We start from the raw sequence: 16,564 nt of genomic DNA, 5'->3' as shown, positions 1-16,564 counted from the left end.
CCGAAATGCGAGCAGCCGGCTCATGAGCGCTAACACCTGAGTTAAGCCGCGCCGCGAAGCGGCGTCGGCTTGGACGAATTGTTAGGGCGCAGCCTAGTGCTTGCAGACCGCGACGCCAAACATGGAAGGGATAAAGTCACCGAGCGCCCAAAGGAAGGTGCCAATAACGCTAGATACGTAAACGACATGTAAGACACGCTGCTCCAGTGTGAGGCCAGATGGAAGGCGGCGGGTAAATGATTCTGCGTTGGCGTATGCGTAGCCTTGCGCAAATACGGCGAAGCCCACGAGCAGTCCGCCGACGCGCGGCGCCCAACAATGATCGCCAAAAATCTTGGTCAGCGCGACAACGAGCACCATAGTCGCGTTGACTATCGCGAAGCCGATCAAAGAGCTCGTTACGAATCGCGACATAGCTACCCCTGCGCCCTAACACCTGAGTTAAGCCGCGCCGCGAAGCGGCGTCGGCTTGGACGAATTGTTAGGCCGCAGCCGTTGTGACCTGTGCGAGCCAGCTGTCGACTCGTGACAACACCGGCCCTAGCTCTGGCACGCAACCTTCTCCATCGTGCCACGACGCAATATCTAGATCCATCGCGAGACTCTCCATCTCGGTGATTAGTGAGTACGGCATAGCTTCCAACGCACGACCGTTATTGCGGATCGTGTCGGCGAGAACTTGGGGCGAGCATTTCGAACACCGCGTGGCAGCCAGCGCGCTTTGTATGCGGGCGATGAGCGATAGATTCGACATGCGGCCTAACACCTGAGTTAAGCCGCGCCGCGAAGCGGCGTCGGCTTGGACGAATTGTTAGGCGTGGACGTGGGACATTCCGAGCCCGTACCCGAACACCCACGCGACCAATGCGATTTCAGCAGCTACAACCGCTAGTGACAACGCGATGTCAGCCGCCACGTAAAGCCGGCTATGCGCTTGCCACCGCCTGTGGGTTCTCGCACGGTAGGTGGGCGACAGTGCATATGCCCAACCGCGCCATAGCCACGGGTCAAGAACGCCGAGCTCGCTGATCGGATCTGCCACCGCTTCTCTCCTCGACGAGTAAGCGCCTCGCCCGACACGCCTAACACCTGAGTTAAGCCGCGCCGCGAAGCGGCGTCGGCTTGGACGAATTGTTAGGGCGCAGGCGATAGACCAAGTACCCAAACAGCGCCGCGAGAGCAGTGGATAAGATGTAGCTGAAGCTGGAGCGCGGGTGTGAGGAGAGGTGTAGCACGACGGCCAACCCCGAACCCACCAGAAAATCCAAGGCGATCGCAGCGAGCCAAGCCAAAGCCACGTGCAGCAGCGGGCGCGCGCTGACTTTCGCGCAGAGCCGCCAGTAAACTACCCCAACTATCACCACTATCAGCGCCGTTCGGGCCTGGCGGCTGAATTGGATGGCATCGTCGATCGATGCGACGTGGTCAAGCCATAGACCGATGGTTAGGCCGTTGATGAAGGCGACTAGCGCCGCGAGAAGAACAGCGAGTAAAGCGGCAGCAAAGATCTTCTTCCAGTGCACGATGTTTTCCACTGCGCCCTAACACCTGAGTTAAGCCGCGCCGCGAAGCGGCGTCGGCTTGGACGAATTGTTAGCTGCTAGGCGCGGCCACGCAGAAACCGAAGCCACGCGCCGAACCTGCGCGAGCCTAACAAGAGCCACAGACCGATTCCAAGCATCAGGACTGCGCAGTACACGCGGAACGGGTCCAACTGCATAGCCATCGGCACGTCCACCGAGCGGGACTGCTGCCACAACCACAAGGAAGCGAGCGCTAGCAGCTGGTAGGAAGCACTGGCAGAAAGGTAGAGGCCGACAAGGCTAAAGCCGACTTGCTGAAGGTCACGGCTGCGGGCAACTGGGGCTTCAGCGGTGATGCCGTGAGTGATCTTGCGCCCTAACCAGTCCGCCTTGAACCACAGACAAGCAATCGGCACCGCGTAAACGGCTGCAAAAAAAACGGCTGTGCCCAACGCGCTTCGGACGCCGTAGCCGTGATTCTCAAACGAATCCCAGAGAACCATGACGAACGACGTCGAAGAAATAGGCGCTAGCAGAACAACTACTAGTGCGACCGCTAGAAAGCGGCACAGGGCAGTGAAAAGACCTTCAAGAGCCACGCACGTTCCCCTAGCAGCTAACACCTGAGTTAAGCCGCGCCGCGAAGCGGCGTCGGCTTGGACGAATTGTTAGGTGACTTCACCACGCAGGTGCCCAGCCCGGAAAGCGGCCCGACAGCTCGCCCTTTCCGGCTTGCGTGAGATTGATCACCGTTGGGTAGAGCGACGAACTATACGAAAAGCCGAGGCTGGAGGCGGCCGCGCTCAGGTGCTGGCGAATGGGGTGCCCGAGCTTGGCCGACTTGGCTCGTTCCACCACGGCAGCTAGCCGCTCATCACCCGTAACGACGGTGAACGAGTCTGCGCCGTATTGGTGCTGCAGCCAGATGCCCATTGCCACAAACAGCATGTCGTATGCCTTGGCGGGCGTGACATTCTTCTTTTTGGCGCGATCGCGCTTGATCTTGTAGGCGTTGTTGACTGGCGAGATGAGGTCAACGCAGAGGATGTGGTAGCGATCAAGCTCTATTTGGAGAATGGTTGCGCCGTTGTGAATAGCAGACCCGAAGGCGGTACGCGCGGCGGTGAACTCAGCCGGGGTGAGTGCGACCTTCACCTGCTTGTTCCACGTCTTCCCCCAGCGATACTTCTCGAATACCGCGAATACTTCCGCGATGCAGAAGTTGGGAATCAAGAAATGGATCTCCGTTCCCGGCGCGCTGCCGGCCAGCAGGATGCGAGCCCTGTTCCTAAGATTGGCGCTGTGCGTGGTCTTCGGCGCGAAATGAGCCGCGGCGACGCAAGCATCTAGCAACACGTAGTGACGAGCCATCCTAAGTCACCTAACACCTGAGTTAAGCCGCGCCGCGAAGCGGCGTCGGCTTGGACGAATTGTTAGGCCGCCCAGCTATAGCGCGCGAGATGTGGCTTACGATCCATTGTGCATCCCGGTAGCCGGCACGGTTTCCAGATGCAAACAGAAGCAGGCCGATTGCGAAGATCCCGGCGCCCGCAAGTGGGAACCACCAAACTTGTGGCTGCTTAATGGCGATGATGCCTGCGAACACGGTCCACAGCACGATGAACCCCAGCCACAGAGCAGCGACGATTTTCGCGAATGGATGAATCGTAAAGTTGCCCGAGAGAAGCGACCCTTCGCCCTGATGAGCGAACGTGCCGACGAAGTATTTCTTGAAAGGCTTGGCCGAAGATGGCCCAGCACAGCAAATCGTGACGCCGAGTGCCGAGACTTTTCCTTTGGCATAGGCGTCTTGGCTCCCGAATTGGAACCAGCGACGTGTCGCCGCGGCTAGCGCGGCAGCCGCTTCCTCTGCCCCGAGTGGGGACGAGAATTCCGCGGGCACAGAACGAAACATTTGAAGTGCGTTGAAGCTCATCTGGCGGCCTAACACCGGAGTTGACCCGCGCCGCGAAGCGGCGTCGGGTTGAACGACTAGTTCGACGCGAGACTACCGCAAAGCACCGTGCGGCCGAAGGTAGATGAACGGGGCAGGGCGCCCGGACATGCCGCCGTGCACGGCACGGGCGATATAGCCGCCGAACGACTCGGAAGCGCTGCGCGGGAAGTGGCCGACGGAAAAAGCCGAAGGGGATAAACCGGATGCGCCGCGAGATGTTGCGTGCAGCTCCAGCTGCGGAATCGCCGCGGGACAAATGGGGCGCAGCGCGATGGTGCAGAAGCTGCTGCGAAACGGCCGAGGCGAAAACGGCGGAGGCGAAAACGGCGGAGTAGCGTGCAACTTACCCAATCACCAGAACGAAAAGCCTGCAGGCGAACACCTGAGTTAAGCCGCGCCGCGAAGCGGCGTCGGCTTGGACGAATTGTTAGGCCTCAATGCGAGCTGAGCTCGACACTGACGGGGGATACCTTTTCGCCGAGCTCAATGATCTGCTCCGCGGTGAGGCCGCCGACCTTATCTTTAATCCGAACGATGCCGAGACTGTCCATGCCGGGAGTGGCGAGTATGTCCGCCGCAGAGTTGACGCCGGCGAGGTTGATCTTGAGCATGGCTTCTAACAGCGCTTGGCGCTGGCCATCGGGTGCAGCCTTAACCATCGCATTCCAAGAGTCAGTGGCCGTCTGGTCTGTTGAGGCATCGACCTTCAGCGGTTCGGCGGCAAACGCCGAACCAGCCATCAGAAGTGCAACTAGAAGTAGTTTGGTTGTGGCTTTCATCTGCTTCCTACGTGAACTGGATTTGAGGCCTAACACCTGAGTTAAGCCGCGCCACGAAGTGGCGTCGGCTTGGACGAATTGTTAGGCGTGCAGCCTAGACCTGGCGGCAGCGCTCAACAAGGGGTTGAGCTGCTTAGCCAAGCCGGCCGGCGAGCAGTGTTCGAGAAAGCAGGTTGAGACCGCGTTTTCCCGGTTGCCGCCCGCCGCCACTTCGTTACTCAGAAGAGTGGCTAGCGCGTGCAACTGCCGACGCTCAGGACTAGTCGAGCTGACCCACGGCAGAAACGACTGGTAGACAGAATGCAGCGAGCAGCTCCCGAACTGCTCACCGGCAAGATCGGCTTCCCATTCGTCCCGGAACGCTGGGAAGACAGCACAAAGCTGTTCAAGTAGTTGCGCTTGCGAAATGCTTTCCATGCACGCCTAACACCTGAGTTAAGCCGCGCCGCGAAGCGGCGTCGGCTTGGACGAATTGTTAGGCCCCACTTACCGAAGCTGACGAACACCTACAGGCTGATCCGACCCCTCGACCTGCATCTTCCAGCCGCCGTTGGACTGGTAGACGATGACCTTCGGCGAGTAGCTGTAGTGATAATGATAGTGGTACTGCGTTTGAACCCAAATTTGCCCATTCTGCAGTTTGACAACTGTCTCGCCTTCCCACCCGTTGAACTCGCCATCGATACGCGACTCGATTACCTGCTGTGCAGCCGCAGGCGGCGAGTACAGCAATGCAACCGCCGACACAGGCACGCACAGCGCCAGCGCGACGACGGCAGACTTGAAAAAGTTCATGGACTCCCCCTTTTGTTGGTTCGACACAGTTGTTGCGGTGCCGCGCAGATTACCGGAAGGCATCGCACTGTGGGCGCACGTACCGAATAGCCGCGCCTGGGGCCTAACACCTGAGTTAAGCCGCGCCGCGAAGCGGCGTCGGCTTGGACGAATTGTTAGGCAGGGGCCTTTGTAGGCGCCGCTGCCGCTGTTGCTGGGCACGAGTTGCCAAGTGGCTTAGGCACCGCAGGAGGGACAGCTGTGAAGCGCAGCTTTCTCTCCAGTTCTGCAAGCTTGCGGGGACCTTCAATGGTGCTCTCTACGAAGTCTCGAACTATCTCGCCATCTTGCAGCAGAGCGACGACCATTGAAGCGAACATCGGCTTGGCGGCAAGGTGCAGCTCGACAGCATCTTCTATGAATGCAGCGTGCCAGGTGGAGAGCGCACGGCTTGAGCTTTGGTGCGCTTCCGGGATGGAAGCGCACGTGGCCATGAGCTGGTTGTACAACCCGGCAAGGTAGCTCCATTGCGCGGCAAAACGAGAATAGAACGCCGCGTACACGCCAGCGAATATCGCGCCTACCCACGGAAGAATGTCGCCGAGGTCGCCCTTGGCTTGCTCGATAGAGAAAGATAAGAAGATAGTGTCTTTGGCCAGATACGCCTTCAGCGGTGCGACAAAAATGACTGCGATCGCTGTCACCAGAAGCGACCTGACAAGCACCGCAGTTCCTCCATTAGGCATGTGGTCGAGCACAAACTCACCCGAGCCGTAGCGAACCGCGCTGTGGAGCATCTTCTTCAAGAGCCTACGCATTCACCTTCCCCTGCCTAACACCTGAGTTAAGCCGCGCCGCGAAGCGGCGTCGGCTTGGACGAATTGTTAGGGCGCATCTTCGCGAGCTTGACGTGCAGACGCAACGCACAGTGCACCTGGCCACTGCCCGCCGTGGCCTTTAACGGCATCCGTGAAGTAGCCCACGAGCTCCACACGCCGTCCACTTAGATTCTCGGGTAGCGGCGACACCCAAATCCCTGTGCGAGGAGCCGGCTCACTGCCAGTGGCAATGACCGGGTACACAGCCGAGTGTTCAAAGGCGTTGTAGTACGACCCCACCAGCCGCACAGGCCTAAGGTTGTACGCGCTAGGAGAACGCAAGACATCTGCAATCGTAGAGGCAACTGCCTCGCTTGTGACCGGCGGACATTCACCAGTTGCGACTGCAGAGCTCGTGACCACCACCGGCGCGGGATTGCTGCAACCAAGTAGGACGACAGTGCCGACGATGACTGCGACAAACTTCCACATGCGCCCTAACACCTGAGTTAAGCCGCGCCGCGAAGCGGCGTCGGCTTGGACGAATTGTTAGGCGTGCCTACGGCTGACATACGAGAAGCACAGCCTTCACACGCCCGTTCTTGATGGGAACTTCCGCCCAACACCCTTCGCCTTTTGAAAGCGCGATGGAACCCGTGCGAAGCTCCGGAAGGTAGCCCCGCGCTATCGCGGCAGGCGTGCCGGGACAAACGCGGCCGAGACAGATGTTCGGCGCGGCAGACCGGACGCCAGCTACCAAGTGACCTTCATCTAGCTCAACTCGGACCCTTGGGTATACGAGCGTTTCTGATACGGAACCGTCGCCAGGCAATGCGCGCTGCGGGGAGCCCAGTAGCTTGAGTACCGCAGCTTTCGGCAGGCCGGGAGTAAGCCCGCCAATGTTGAGTTCCGAGCTCGCGGCACTTCCGGCAAAGCAAACTAAGAAGAGACTCGCTAGAGACGATGTCTTCATGGCACGCCTAACACCTGAGTTAAGCCGCGCCGCGAAGCGGCGTCGGCTTGGACGAATTGTTAGAGAGCACCCTTAGGCATGCGTATGCAGCAAGGGAAGTCGCAGAAAACCCGCAGGGGTACCACCAAGCCGGCGTGAGCCTAAGTAAATCGAGTAACCCGTGGAAGTCGAGTAACCCGGCCGTGAGCAAAAGGATGAGGCCCAAGGGTACTGGCACAACTGCAATGGTCGCAGGGCCCCACACCGGCATGAAAAGAACGCCTGCAGCAATCACCAAGGTGGGGGTGCGGCAGCGAGGAGCAAAGTTGCGCGTCAAGCGTGCAACGCCCCACATGACCAGACCTAGGGGGATACATGACGCGGCGAGGGTCAGCATGTAAGCGAAGGCTAAGGCCGCGATGTTCCCCATTGTGCTCTCTAACACCTGAGTTAAGCCGCGCCGCGAAGCGGCGTCGGCTTGGACGAATTGTTAGGGCCCTAGCCCAGCCACTCCGCGAGCGCATCGCTTGACGAGAAGCCGAGCATGGAAAGCCCTTCTGGATTGCCTAAGTCACCGTAGCCGAGGAAGAACTCTCCGGTCGGTTCGCTATAGAACAGCCATTGGCTACCGAGTTTCGCAATGGTGTACAGAGGATAAGGTTCCGCCGAGCGGCTGCAATGTTTCTGTGCCCATTCCCCGGTCGCCACGAGGGTTAGAAATGGGTCGACGACGCAGGCACGAAGCTTGTCTTGCTGCTCTGCGATGTATGCGTTTCTGTCTGACGCCCAGCTACAAGGCGTGTTGCTGCCCCGAGCAAACGATTCTTCTAGAAGTTGGAGCGCCTGTGACCGATCCATGGGCCCTAACACCGATTCTGTCTTCAAAGTAGGACGGTAAGGCCAATTGGCAGGCAGTCGCGAACGGATCGACACTTCAAATCTTCGAAATCAAGCACTTAGAAGTTATCGGCCTCTATGCGCCGACCCTTATCGGCATTACACCGTCACATGGAGTTGTATCGCTTTACCCCATCGGCACAGCAACTGTAATGGACCGACGCCAAGGCCGGATTGTTCCTACGCCCAGTAAGCACAGCGGCCTACAGCAGGAGTCCTTCCCGCGGTTCATCTTACGCACCTCGATTTGAGGTGTTGCAGGGGATGTACGGCATGGATGCGTTGGTAAACATTTACCGCGGACTGCGGCGGTTGCGTGTTCGCTTGCGAGAGGAGCGCGGCCGCTACGGTTCGCGCACGGGATCAGGGCAGCCGCGTATCCCGGGGGCGCCGCCCGCGACGGAAAGGAGTCCGGCCAGGAATGTTCCGAGCACTCCCGCGTGCCCCAAACAATCGGGGGCCGAGGAAACATCGACGCGTGGCCCACAGGACGACGGCATCCGCTGGCTCGGTGAGCCTCGGGACGATGACCTCGCCGGGCGGGCCACCGGGCGTCCGATCGCGAAGCCCGCGGAGCCCGGCGGCAAGCGTCTCCTCGATCTTGTGCGCGAACGGGTGCGCGTGCGTCACTACAGCATCCGCACCGAGCGCGCGTACGTCAGCTGGGTGCGGCGCTTCATCATCGCGAACGGGCGTCGGCATCCCCGCGAGTTGGGCGGGCCGGAGGTCGAGCGCTTCCTGACGGATCTCGCTGCACGCGATGACGTCGCGTCGGGCACGCAGAACCAGGCACTCGCCGCGCTGCTGTTCCTTTATCGCGAGGTGCTCGGCCTTAAGCTGCCTTGGATGCAGGACGTTGTTCGGGCCAAGCGTCCTCGGCGTCTGCCCGTCGTGCTGTCGCGATCGGAAGTCGATCGGCTGCTCGGTGCGATGGATGGCCAGACGCGGCTGATGGCCGCGTTGCTGTACGGCACAGGCATGCGCTTGATGGAATGCACGCGGCTTCGCGTCAAGGACATCGACTTCGAGCGCTGCGAAATTCTTGTGCGCGAAGGCAAGGGCGACAAGGATCGTCGCGTACCGTTGCCGAAGACGCTGCGAGAAGACCTGCGTCGTGCGATCGAGCGCGCATTGCTGCTGCATCGGCACGATCTTGCGGAAGGGTTCGGCGAAGCGCGACTGCCGCATGCGCTTGCGAAGAAATATCCGACCGCGGCTCGCGATCCCGGTTGGCAGTTCGTGTTCCCTTCGGCGCAGCGGTCGGTCGATCCACGTACAGGGCGCACGCATCGTCACCACGTCGACGACAGCGCGCTCCAGCGCGCGGTCAAACGTGCACGTACGCTCGCAAGCATCACGAAGCCGGCGACGTGCCACACGCTGCGACATTCGTTCGCGACGCATCTACTCGAAGCTGGGCAGGACATCCGCACGGTGCAGGAGTTGCTCGGGCACAAGGATCTCGGCACGACGCAGATCTACACGCATGTGCTCGGTCGCGGCGCTGGTGCCGTGCTCAGCCCGCTCGATCGACAATTCTGATCGAATGGTTTGGACGCTTGGGGGCGGCGTAGATCGCTACGCGCGCCACGGTACACACGGAGCATTGCACTACTTAGAGCGCGACGCGCATCAATCCGCGTCGCGATCGATCCCGTACTTGCGCAATTTCTCGACCAGTGTCGTCCGACGCAGACCGAGCAATGGCGCCGCATGCGCGACCACGCCGTTCGCCTGTTGCAACGCGGCCTGGATCAGCTCGAGCTCGAGCTCCGCCATGTGGCTCTTGAGGTCGAGGCCTTCCGGCGGAAGCGTGGCGCGCGGATTGATCGTCGTCGGGTCGGCACCATCGGCACCATTACGCCCGGACGGAAGGACCGACGGCGCAAGCGCAGGCGCGGGTGCCGCGGCGACAACAGGTTCTTCGAGGATTTCCGGCGCGCCAGCGCGATAGCGCGCAGGCAGTTCGCTCGCGCGCACCTGTCCATTCGGATGCAGCACCGCGAGGCGCTCGAGCAGGTTGTGCAGTTCGCGCACATTGCCAGGCCAGTGATAGTGCTTGAGCACGTTGACTGCTTCGCCCGTCAGCGTGACGCGACCACGACCGCTGTCGGCCAGCTGTCGCGTAATCGCGGCGATTAGATCGAGGAGATCCTCGCTACGCTCGCGCAGTGCGGGCATCTCGATCGGGAAGACGTTGAGTCGGTAGAAAAGGTCTTCGCGGAACTTGCCTTCCGCGATGTGGCCTTCGAGGTTGCGATGCGTCGCGGCGATCACGCGCACGTTGCACGAATACACCTGCGTGCCGCCGACGCGCTCGAACGTGCGTTCCTGCAGCACGCGCAGCAGTTTGACCTGCATCGCCATCGGCATGTCGCCGATTTCGTCGAGCAGCAGCGTGCCGCCCTCGGCCATTTCGAAACGGCCCTTGCGTTGCGTGAGTGCGCCGGTGAACGCGCCTTTTTCGTGGCCGAACAGTTCGCTTTCGAGAAGGTCGGCGGGAATCGCGCCGCAATTGATCGCAACGAACGGCTTGCCTGCGCGCTTGCTGCGCTCGTGGATGGTTCGCGCGACGACTTCCTTGCCCGTGCCGGATTCACCGAGCACCAGCACCGTGGTATCGAAACCGGCGACTTGGTCGATCATGCGGTTCAGCCGCACGACCGCTTCCGACGAACCGGTCGGCCCGACGTTCTGCTTTTCCTGGCGTTCTTCCGCATCGATGCGCTTGAGGCTTGCGCGACGCAGCGCCTCCTGCAGTTGCGGGCGGCGGATCGGGTAATCGAGCGGCCACACGGCATCGGGATGCACGAGCGAACGCCATGGCGCGCGCTCGTCATGGCCGGGCAGCACCATCAGCGGCGAGTGCAGCGGTTGACGCGACAGCCAGTCGACGAACTTCGTCCACGCATCAGCGTCGCCGACGTCACCGGCGACGATCGCGACCCAGTCGCTTGCTTTCGCGCGCGACAGGTCGAGGTCGGCCGCATCGGCGACGAGGCGCGGCGTGAAGTCCATGAATTCCAGCAGGGTGGCGACGCGTTCGGCACGCGCCATGTCGCCATCCACGACCAGAATGCGCGACTCGCTCATTCGGTGGCTCCGACCTCCGCGCCCGCGCGGCCGGCCAGTTTCTCCAGCAGCGGCATGACGTCGTGGATGTAGGAGAGCTTGCTGACGAACGCGTCGGCACCGGCGCGCAACGCGTGCTCACGGTGTTCGGCGTCGTCGAAATGACTCGCGATGACGACGTAGGGCGGGGCGTCCTGCGCCTTGATCAGGCGCGTGGCCTGCAGGCCGCCCATCTCGGGCATGGCGAGGTCCATCAGCACGACGTCGGGCCGCAGCGCCTCGCATTGCGCGATCGCCTCGATGCCGTTGCCGGCGGAACCGACGATGTTCACCCAGTCGAGTCGACGAAGGTGGCGCACGGCCGCGTTGATAAAGCCTTCGTGGTCGTCGACCAACAGGACGCTCAGCATTCGGATCTCCCTGGTTCCCTCACCGGGCCGCGACCGCGGCCGCGGGGCGCTGGCGCACCCGTGCGGGGGCGATGTCCAGCTGGTCCCGGTACTTTGCCACCGTACGCCGTGCGATGCGTATCCCCTGTCGGGCCAGGAGGCCGGCGATCGTCTCGTCGGCGAGCGGGGCGTGCGGCGGTTCGGCGTCGATGAGGCGCTTGACCATCGCCTTCACCGCGGCGCCGGACACTTCCGCGCCCTCCAGGCGAACCGCGAACAAGCGCTTGAGCTCGAACGTACCGCGCGGCGTCTGGATGTACTTGCCGGTCGTGATGCGCGACACCGTCGACTCGTGCATGCCGATCGCGTCGGCGACTTCGCGCAGGGTCAGTGGCGCGATCGCTTCCTCGCCCTGTTCCAGGAACGCCTGCTGGCGTTCGACGAGAACCCGCGTGGTGCGCAGCAGCGTGTCGTTGCGCATCGCGATGCCGCGCACCAGCCAGCGCGCTTCGTCGAGCAGGCCGCGCAGTGCGCTGACATCCCCGGATGCGCGCGACAGGCCCGACTCGCAGTGCGCCGAGATACGAACCTTCGGCAACGTGCGACCGTTGAGGTTTACGCGCCACGTGCCGCCGAGCTTGCGCACCACGACGTCGGGAACGATGTGCGCGTCGTCGTCGTTCGACGGCTCGGGCACCGGGCAGGCGTCGAGCGAAAGAATGAGTGCGACCGCCGCATCCGCGGACGCGATGCTGCAGTCGAGCGCGGACGCGAGTGCGCGGCCGTCATGGCGGGCGAGGGTGGCGAGGTGATCACGCACGATGCGGCGCGCGAGGTCGCGTTCGTCGCAGGCGGGTCGACGATCGAGCTGCGCGCACAGGCACTCGCTCGCGTCGACCGCGCACAGGCCGGCCCAGTCGCCGTTGAGCAGGCGAAGGCGGACGATCTCCATCGCCTTCAGCGACACGCCGAGGTCCGCGGCGCCTTCGGCGGCCAGCGAATCGCGTTCGCCTTCGAGCAGCCCGGAGTCGGCGGTGCGGTCGAGCCACCACGCGGCGATCGCGAGGTCGGCCATCGACCAGTCGAGGCGCAGTTCCTTCAGCAGGCGCAGGCGCCAGTCGCTGGACTCGCCGTCCATGATGCGGGCGGTGGCGTCGTCATCCCCCACGGTGACGCCGCCACTGCTGCCCGCCAGGAACTGCGGCTCGGGAAGTTCGTCCCAGGCCGCCGCCTCGTACGAGGCCTCGTCGGATTCCGCGTCGTGGCCGTCGGCGTCGGTCTCCCCGACCTCGTCGCCTTCGTCCAGCTCCAGCATCGGGTTGCGGTCCAGCGCCTGGCGCAGCTCCATCTCGAGCTGCGGCGCGGTCAGCTGCAGCAGACGGATCGACTGCAGCAGCTGCGGCGTCAGGTTGAGCGACTGCGACATCTGTGCGCGAACCGACGCCTTCATGCGAGCCTCCCCCCGTTGCGTTCGTTAGTACGGCATGAATCCTGCAGCGCATCGTGCAGGACTCGTGCCAGAGCCCGCATAGGGGCAATCCCGACCCGGCGGGCACGGGTCAGGTGGGGGCGGTAGGGGAAACCCCGACGACGGCGTCGACATTCCGACGCGAACTGTGCGGGCCTCCGAAAATGCGCGGCCGCTCGGGTCGGGTAGATGAACAGTGAGCCGACGAACGGCCACGCGCGTTTAGCGCGGTGCGACGTCCTTCGACGGCACCCTTGCGCTCCACTGCACAGCGGTACGCACCAGCTCGACCGCATTGCGGCAGCCCAGCGCTTCCATCAGCCGTGCACGATGGGTTTCCACCGTCTTGATCGAGATGCCGAGGTCCGCGGCGATCTGCTTGGTGGTGCGGCCCGCGCCGAGCGCGGCGAGGATCTCGCGTTGGCGCGGCGGAAGCGTCGACGGATCTGCGCCCTTGCGTGGCCGCGTCGCGGCGTCGCCCAGCATTGCGGATGAAACCTGCGGACTCAGGAAGACCTGTCCCGCGAACGCGGCACGCAGCGCAATATCGAGTTCGGCAGGCGCGGCTTCCTTGACGACGAATCCGCTCGCACCACGCGCGAGTGCTTCGCGCACGTGCTGGCCATCGTCGTGCATCGACATGATCACGACCGCGGTGTCCGGCGCGACGCGACGCAGTTCCTCAAGCGTGTCGAAGCCGTTGCGACCGGGCATGGAAAGATCGAGCAGCACGACGTGCGGATGCAGTTCGCGCGTGCGCATCACCGCTTCGTCGCCGCTGGCCGCATCGCCGACCACCTCGATCCCGTCGAACGACTCGACGAGCCGGCGAAGGCCGGCACGGATCAGGGTGTGGTCGTCGCAGATCAGGACGCGCACGCGGCTCGTGTCGAAGGAAGTCGTCCGCACCTTAGCCGAGCGGGCGTAGCGCCGCCAAGACGAGCGGACTCAGCGATGACGCCGTCGCTCGGCCACCGCGCGGCGGTGAAGGCGGAACAGATGACGTTCGAGCAGCGCTTCCAGGCCCGCGGGAAGCGGGTCGAAGCGAAGCCAGGCGCGGGTTCCACTGTCGATGGTTTCGATCGCGAGCACGTGCGCGGGAAGCAGCAGTGCTTCGGGCAGCGTGTCGGAGGGTTGCAGGCGCAGTACGACGGCATCGCCGATCGCGAGCGCGGCGTCGTCGTCGTTCATTGCGATGGCCGCGCCGCGTGCGGACCAGTCGAGGGGACGCAGCGGATCGACCGGTTGATCGCGCTGCATGAGCGCGCCGACCAGTCCGACCAGCAGGTCGACCTTGGCTTCGAGTCGGCGGATCGCAGGATCCGCGCCCGGTTCGTCGCCTTCGTCCGTGCGTGCGTCGTCGACCAGCGAAAGCGCGCGCATCAGCGCTTCGGCACGCGCGAGTGCGGCGCGTTGGGCGGCGTCGGAAAGCGGTGGAAGGATGGCGAGCGGCCGCGCGTCCTCGCTGGCGATCGCGTCGCCGAACAGCGAGTCCCGCGCAGCGTCGACGCTCACCCGCCGCCCTGCAGGTAGGCCTTCACCGCGCGACCGTCGCGGCCGAGGCGTTCCAGCGAACGTGCGGCGTCGTCGCGTGCATCGCGCAGTTCGTCGATCATCGCGCGCTGCGCGGCGAGGAGTTCGAGCCAGGATTCGCGGCAGCTCTTCTCGGCGGCGGTGCCGGTCTCGAACGTGGCGCGCAGCGAGTTCTCGTGTTCGACGATCAGCGCATGCGCGCCATCGAAATCGTTGTTGGCGATGCAGGTGCGGATCGCGTCGGTGGGCAACGCGAGGGTCACGCGGCCGCTCCGATCGCGGTCCATGCCGATTCGATGTCGGCGATCAGACCATCGCATTCGCGAAGCGCTGCGGTGTCGTTGCCGACGTTCGCTTCGAGCAGGCGACGCTGCACGTAGTCGTAGAGCGCGAGCAGGTTCTGCGCGATCTCGCCGCCCGCATCCATGTTCAGCGAACCCGCCAGCGCACCGACGATCGTCGACGATTCGCTGATCGCCTGGCCCTTGCGCGCGATGTTGCCGGCGTCGATGCACGCGGCCGCGAGCTGCAGGCGTTCGCGAAGGCCGGCGAACATCAGCGCGACGAGGCGATGCGGATCGGCCTCGAGCACGGCGCTGGACACTGCGGTCTGTCGATACTGGCTGGCGAGTGCGTGGTAGCTCATGGCGGTGCTCGGTGTTCCGATCAGGAGGGCAGCGAAGCGAGCTGCTGCGACAGGTAGGTGCTGGTCGATTGCATCTTGGTCACCAGGGCATCGAGCGCGGAGAACTGCGTGCGGTACTGCGTGGTGAGCTGGTCGATGTGTACCTGGTAGTTATCGCGCTGCTTCTGCAAATCCTTGAGCTTTTTATTGAGGCTATCGGTACGGCTGCTCAGAACGCTGCCGGCGCCGACCCATGAATCCATCGAACTGCGCAATTGCTTGCCGAGCGGCGCGCTCGGTCCGAACAACTTGCTGACGGCCGCCGGGTCCGCGGTGATCGCGGTATCGAACTTCGCGCCGTCTAGCGTGAGCGAACCGTCGACGGCGGTCTTGAAGCCGAGCTTCGACAGATCGCCGTACGCGCCCGACACCATCGAACGCATGTTCTGCATGATCGAGCGCGGCGTCGCGTCGCCGACCAGTGCGCCGGCCGACTGCGAACTCGAGCCGGCCTGGCTCAGCGAACGCATCTGGCTGAGCGCGGTGTTGTACGAGCTGACGAACACCAGCATCGATGCTTTCAGCGCACTGGCATCGGTGTTGACGTCAAGCGAAAACGGCGTGCCCGGCGCGGCTTTCGTGAGCGTGACGGACACACCGTCGAGGCCGTCGCTGATCGTGTTCGAGCTCGACGTGCGCAGCACGCCGTCGATCTTCACCTGTGCGTCCTGCGCGGGCGCGACCTGCGTGAGCGTGCCGCCGGTAGTTGCGAGCACGCCGAGGCCGCCGTCACCGCCGGTCGTCGTGATGGTGATCTGGCCCGCGGTGCCGGTCTTGGTCGCGGCGATGGTCAGCACGTCGCCGCCGTCGCCGTGCACGATGCTGGCGGTGAGGCCCTTGTCGCCCACCTTCGCGTTGATCGCATCGCGGATGTTGGCGAGCGTGCCGCTGTCCTGCGCGATGTCGACGTCGATCTGCGTACCGGTGCCGACCTGCAGGCTGAGCCGGCCGTAGCCGACCTGCGTGGTCGCGGCGACGGGCGCGCTCTGCAGCTTGTGCGCGGTGGCGAGGCGCTCGACGCTGATCGAATAAGTGCCGAGCTTGGCGGACGACGTCGCGCTGGCGGTGAAGCCGGCGTCGGTCGCGACCGTGGCCTTGCGGCCGGGCAGGGCGCCGTCGCCGTCGTAGCGCTTGATCGTGCTCTGCAGGCTCGACATCGCGCTGGTGATCTGCCCGAACGCGGAGATCTGCGTCTGCGCGGTGGACTGGACCGTGTCGAAACGCCTGTCGGTCGGCGCGCGCTCGGCCGCGATCAGCTGGCTGACGAGCGTGCTGACGTCGATCGATCCGCCGGCGCTGGAGATACCTGCCATGAAGCCTCCGGTGCGCCGCGGTGCGGCGCGTTCCCGGAGTCGTTAACGGCGTTGCGAGCCGCTGCTTTAGCGGCCGTGGCATTCAGGCGCGGCTGTCGAGCAGCGCGCCGGTGAGGGTGAGGCGGCGCGCGACGTCGAGCGCGGCTTCGTCCGGAATCTGGAGGATGACGGCGCCTTGCTGGTCGAGCACGGAGACGACGATCCGATGGGACTGCGAGTCGACCCGGAAGCGCAGCGAGGTATCACTGTCGGCGATCAACCGGTCGAGCTGTTTCTGCAATGCGGCGGGCGTGCGAGGCACCGCAGGCGCCGGCGCATGCGCGAACGACGAAACCCCGGCGGCGTGCGTCGAGGCGGAAGGCGATACGGGTTTGACGGACGCGATGTCGGACATGGCGACTCAC

The 16,564-nt window shown here is 63.6% G+C and carries 19 protein-coding genes; 1 reads left to right on the top strand and 18 read right to left on the bottom strand.

Annotation, left to right across the window (positions count from 1 at the left end; translation table 11 throughout):
- Positions 1-93: 93 nt before the first annotated feature.
- From ACVWZN_RS08025 to ACVWZN_RS07985, 9 genes are all read right to left on the bottom strand, one after another.
- Positions 94-390: a hypothetical protein gene (locus ACVWZN_RS08025; RefSeq protein WP_456953339.1), complete on the bottom strand. Its 297-nt coding sequence runs from the start codon at positions 388-390 to the stop codon at positions 94-96.
- 704 nt (positions 391-1,094) lie between these two features.
- On the bottom strand, positions 1,095-1,523 hold the full coding sequence (locus ACVWZN_RS08020) for a hypothetical protein (protein WP_456953338.1): 429 nt from the start codon (positions 1,521-1,523) through the stop codon (positions 1,095-1,097).
- A 77-nt stretch (positions 1,524-1,600) separates the two neighbouring features.
- Positions 1,601-2,026, bottom strand: coding sequence for a hypothetical protein (locus ACVWZN_RS08015; protein ID WP_456953337.1), 426 nt, complete (start codon positions 2,024-2,026; stop codon positions 1,601-1,603).
- 175 nt (positions 2,027-2,201) lie between these two features.
- A complete protein-coding gene (locus tag ACVWZN_RS08010) occupies positions 2,202-2,894 on the bottom strand; it encodes a hypothetical protein (RefSeq protein WP_456953336.1) in 693 nt (230 codons plus the stop codon).
- Positions 2,895-2,916: 22 nt separating this feature from the next.
- Positions 2,917-3,459, bottom strand: a complete 543-nt coding sequence (locus ACVWZN_RS08005; RefSeq protein WP_456953335.1) for a hypothetical protein — start codon at positions 3,457-3,459, stop codon at positions 2,917-2,919.
- Between the two features lie 455 nt (positions 3,460-3,914).
- Positions 3,915-4,259, bottom strand: coding sequence for a DUF6694 family lipoprotein (locus ACVWZN_RS08000; RefSeq protein WP_456953334.1), 345 nt, complete (start codon positions 4,257-4,259; stop codon positions 3,915-3,917).
- A 486-nt stretch (positions 4,260-4,745) separates the two neighbouring features.
- Entirely contained in the window at positions 4,746-5,054 is a 309-nt protein-coding gene (locus tag ACVWZN_RS07995) for a hypothetical protein (RefSeq protein WP_456953333.1), read from the bottom strand.
- 155 nt (positions 5,055-5,209) lie between these two features.
- Entirely contained in the window at positions 5,210-5,839 is a 630-nt protein-coding gene (locus tag ACVWZN_RS07990) for a hypothetical protein (RefSeq protein WP_456953332.1), read from the bottom strand.
- A gap of 1,462 nt (positions 5,840-7,301) precedes the next feature.
- Positions 7,302-7,661, bottom strand: a complete 360-nt coding sequence (locus tag ACVWZN_RS07985; protein ID WP_456953331.1) for a hypothetical protein — start codon at positions 7,659-7,661, stop codon at positions 7,302-7,304.
- A gap of 597 nt (positions 7,662-8,258) precedes the next feature.
- Between ACVWZN_RS07985 and ACVWZN_RS07980 the strand changes: the two genes are divergently transcribed.
- Positions 8,259-9,242, top strand: a complete 984-nt coding sequence (locus ACVWZN_RS07980) for an integron integrase (RefSeq protein WP_456954737.1) — start codon at positions 8,259-8,261, stop codon at positions 9,240-9,242.
- A 90-nt stretch (positions 9,243-9,332) separates the two neighbouring features.
- On the opposite strand, the gene ACVWZN_RS07975 is transcribed toward ACVWZN_RS07980, so the two are convergent.
- The 9 genes from ACVWZN_RS07975 to ACVWZN_RS07935 form a co-directional block, all read right to left on the bottom strand.
- The gene (locus ACVWZN_RS07975) at positions 9,333-10,793 is read right to left on the bottom strand and encodes a sigma-54 dependent transcriptional regulator (protein ID WP_456953330.1); all 1,461 of its coding nucleotides are present in this window, start codon (positions 10,791-10,793) and stop codon (positions 9,333-9,335) included.
- On the bottom strand, positions 10,790-11,188 hold the full coding sequence (locus ACVWZN_RS07970) for a response regulator (RefSeq protein WP_027083252.1): 399 nt from the start codon (positions 11,186-11,188) through the stop codon (positions 10,790-10,792). The genes ACVWZN_RS07975 and ACVWZN_RS07970 overlap by 4 nt, the downstream gene beginning before the upstream one ends.
- 13 nt (positions 11,189-11,201) lie before the next feature.
- Positions 11,202-12,611 (bottom strand): RNA polymerase factor sigma-54, encoded by a 1,410-nt coding sequence (rpoN, locus tag ACVWZN_RS07965; protein ID WP_456953329.1) that lies wholly within the window; start codon positions 12,609-12,611, stop codon positions 11,202-11,204.
- A gap of 240 nt (positions 12,612-12,851) precedes the next feature.
- Entirely contained in the window at positions 12,852-13,508 is a 657-nt protein-coding gene (locus tag ACVWZN_RS07960) for a response regulator (RefSeq protein ID WP_456953328.1), read from the bottom strand.
- Between the two features lie 69 nt (positions 13,509-13,577).
- Positions 13,578-14,144 (bottom strand): PilZ domain-containing protein, encoded by a 567-nt coding sequence (locus ACVWZN_RS07955; RefSeq protein ID WP_456953327.1) that lies wholly within the window; start codon positions 14,142-14,144, stop codon positions 13,578-13,580.
- The gene (locus ACVWZN_RS07950; protein WP_456953326.1) at positions 14,141-14,425 is read right to left on the bottom strand and encodes a hypothetical protein; all 285 of its coding nucleotides are present in this window, start codon (positions 14,423-14,425) and stop codon (positions 14,141-14,143) included. The genes ACVWZN_RS07955 and ACVWZN_RS07950 overlap by 4 nt, the downstream gene beginning before the upstream one ends.
- On the bottom strand, positions 14,422-14,808 hold the full coding sequence (gene fliS / locus ACVWZN_RS07945; RefSeq protein ID WP_456953325.1) for a flagellar export chaperone FliS: 387 nt from the start codon (positions 14,806-14,808) through the stop codon (positions 14,422-14,424). The genes ACVWZN_RS07950 and fliS overlap by 4 nt, the downstream gene beginning before the upstream one ends.
- 20 nt (positions 14,809-14,828) lie before the next feature.
- Positions 14,829-16,160, bottom strand: coding sequence for a flagellar filament capping protein FliD (gene fliD / locus ACVWZN_RS07940; RefSeq protein ID WP_456953324.1), 1,332 nt, complete (start codon positions 16,158-16,160; stop codon positions 14,829-14,831).
- An 82-nt stretch (positions 16,161-16,242) separates the two neighbouring features.
- Complete coding sequence (locus tag ACVWZN_RS07935; RefSeq protein ID WP_456953323.1) at positions 16,243-16,554, bottom strand: flagellar protein FlaG; 312 nt, start codon at positions 16,552-16,554, stop codon at positions 16,243-16,245.
- Between the last annotated feature and the right edge of the window lie 10 nt (positions 16,555-16,564).

Source organism: Lysobacter sp. HA35 (assembly GCF_054061195.1).
Note: the sequence above shows the minus strand (reverse complement) of the source record. Positions and strands in the feature narration are given on the sequence as shown.

Coding starts and splice junctions, on each gene's coding strand:
- ACVWZN_RS08015 (WP_456953337.1), bottom strand. CDS start 2,026: ATGGTTCTCTGGGATTCGTTTGAGAATCACGGCTACGGCGTCCGAAGC.
- ACVWZN_RS08010 (WP_456953336.1), bottom strand. CDS start 2,894: ATGGCTCGTCACTACGTGTTGCTAGATGCTTGCGTCGCCGCGGCTCAT.
- ACVWZN_RS08005 (WP_456953335.1), bottom strand. CDS start 3,459: ATGAGCTTCAACGCACTTCAAATGTTTCGTTCTGTGCCCGCGGAATTC.
- ACVWZN_RS08000 (WP_456953334.1), bottom strand. CDS start 4,259: ATGAAAGCCACAACCAAACTACTTCTAGTTGCACTTCTGATGGCTGGT.
- ACVWZN_RS07995 (WP_456953333.1), bottom strand. CDS start 5,054: ATGAACTTTTTCAAGTCTGCCGTCGTCGCGCTGGCGCTGTGCGTGCCT.
- ACVWZN_RS07985 (WP_456953331.1), bottom strand. CDS start 7,661: ATGGATCGGTCACAGGCGCTCCAACTTCTAGAAGAATCGTTTGCTCGG.
- ACVWZN_RS07975 (WP_456953330.1), bottom strand. CDS start 10,793: ATGAGCGAGTCGCGCATTCTGGTCGTGGATGGCGACATGGCGCGTGCC.
- rpoN (WP_456953329.1), bottom strand. CDS start 12,611: ATGAAGGCGTCGGTTCGCGCACAGATGTCGCAGTCGCTCAACCTGACG.
- fliS (WP_456953325.1), bottom strand. CDS start 14,808: ATGAGCTACCACGCACTCGCCAGCCAGTATCGACAGACCGCAGTGTCC.
- fliD (WP_456953324.1), bottom strand. CDS start 16,160: ATGGCAGGTATCTCCAGCGCCGGCGGATCGATCGACGTCAGCACGCTC.
- ACVWZN_RS07935 (WP_456953323.1), bottom strand. CDS start 16,554: ATGTCCGACATCGCGTCCGTCAAACCCGTATCGCCTTCCGCCTCGACG.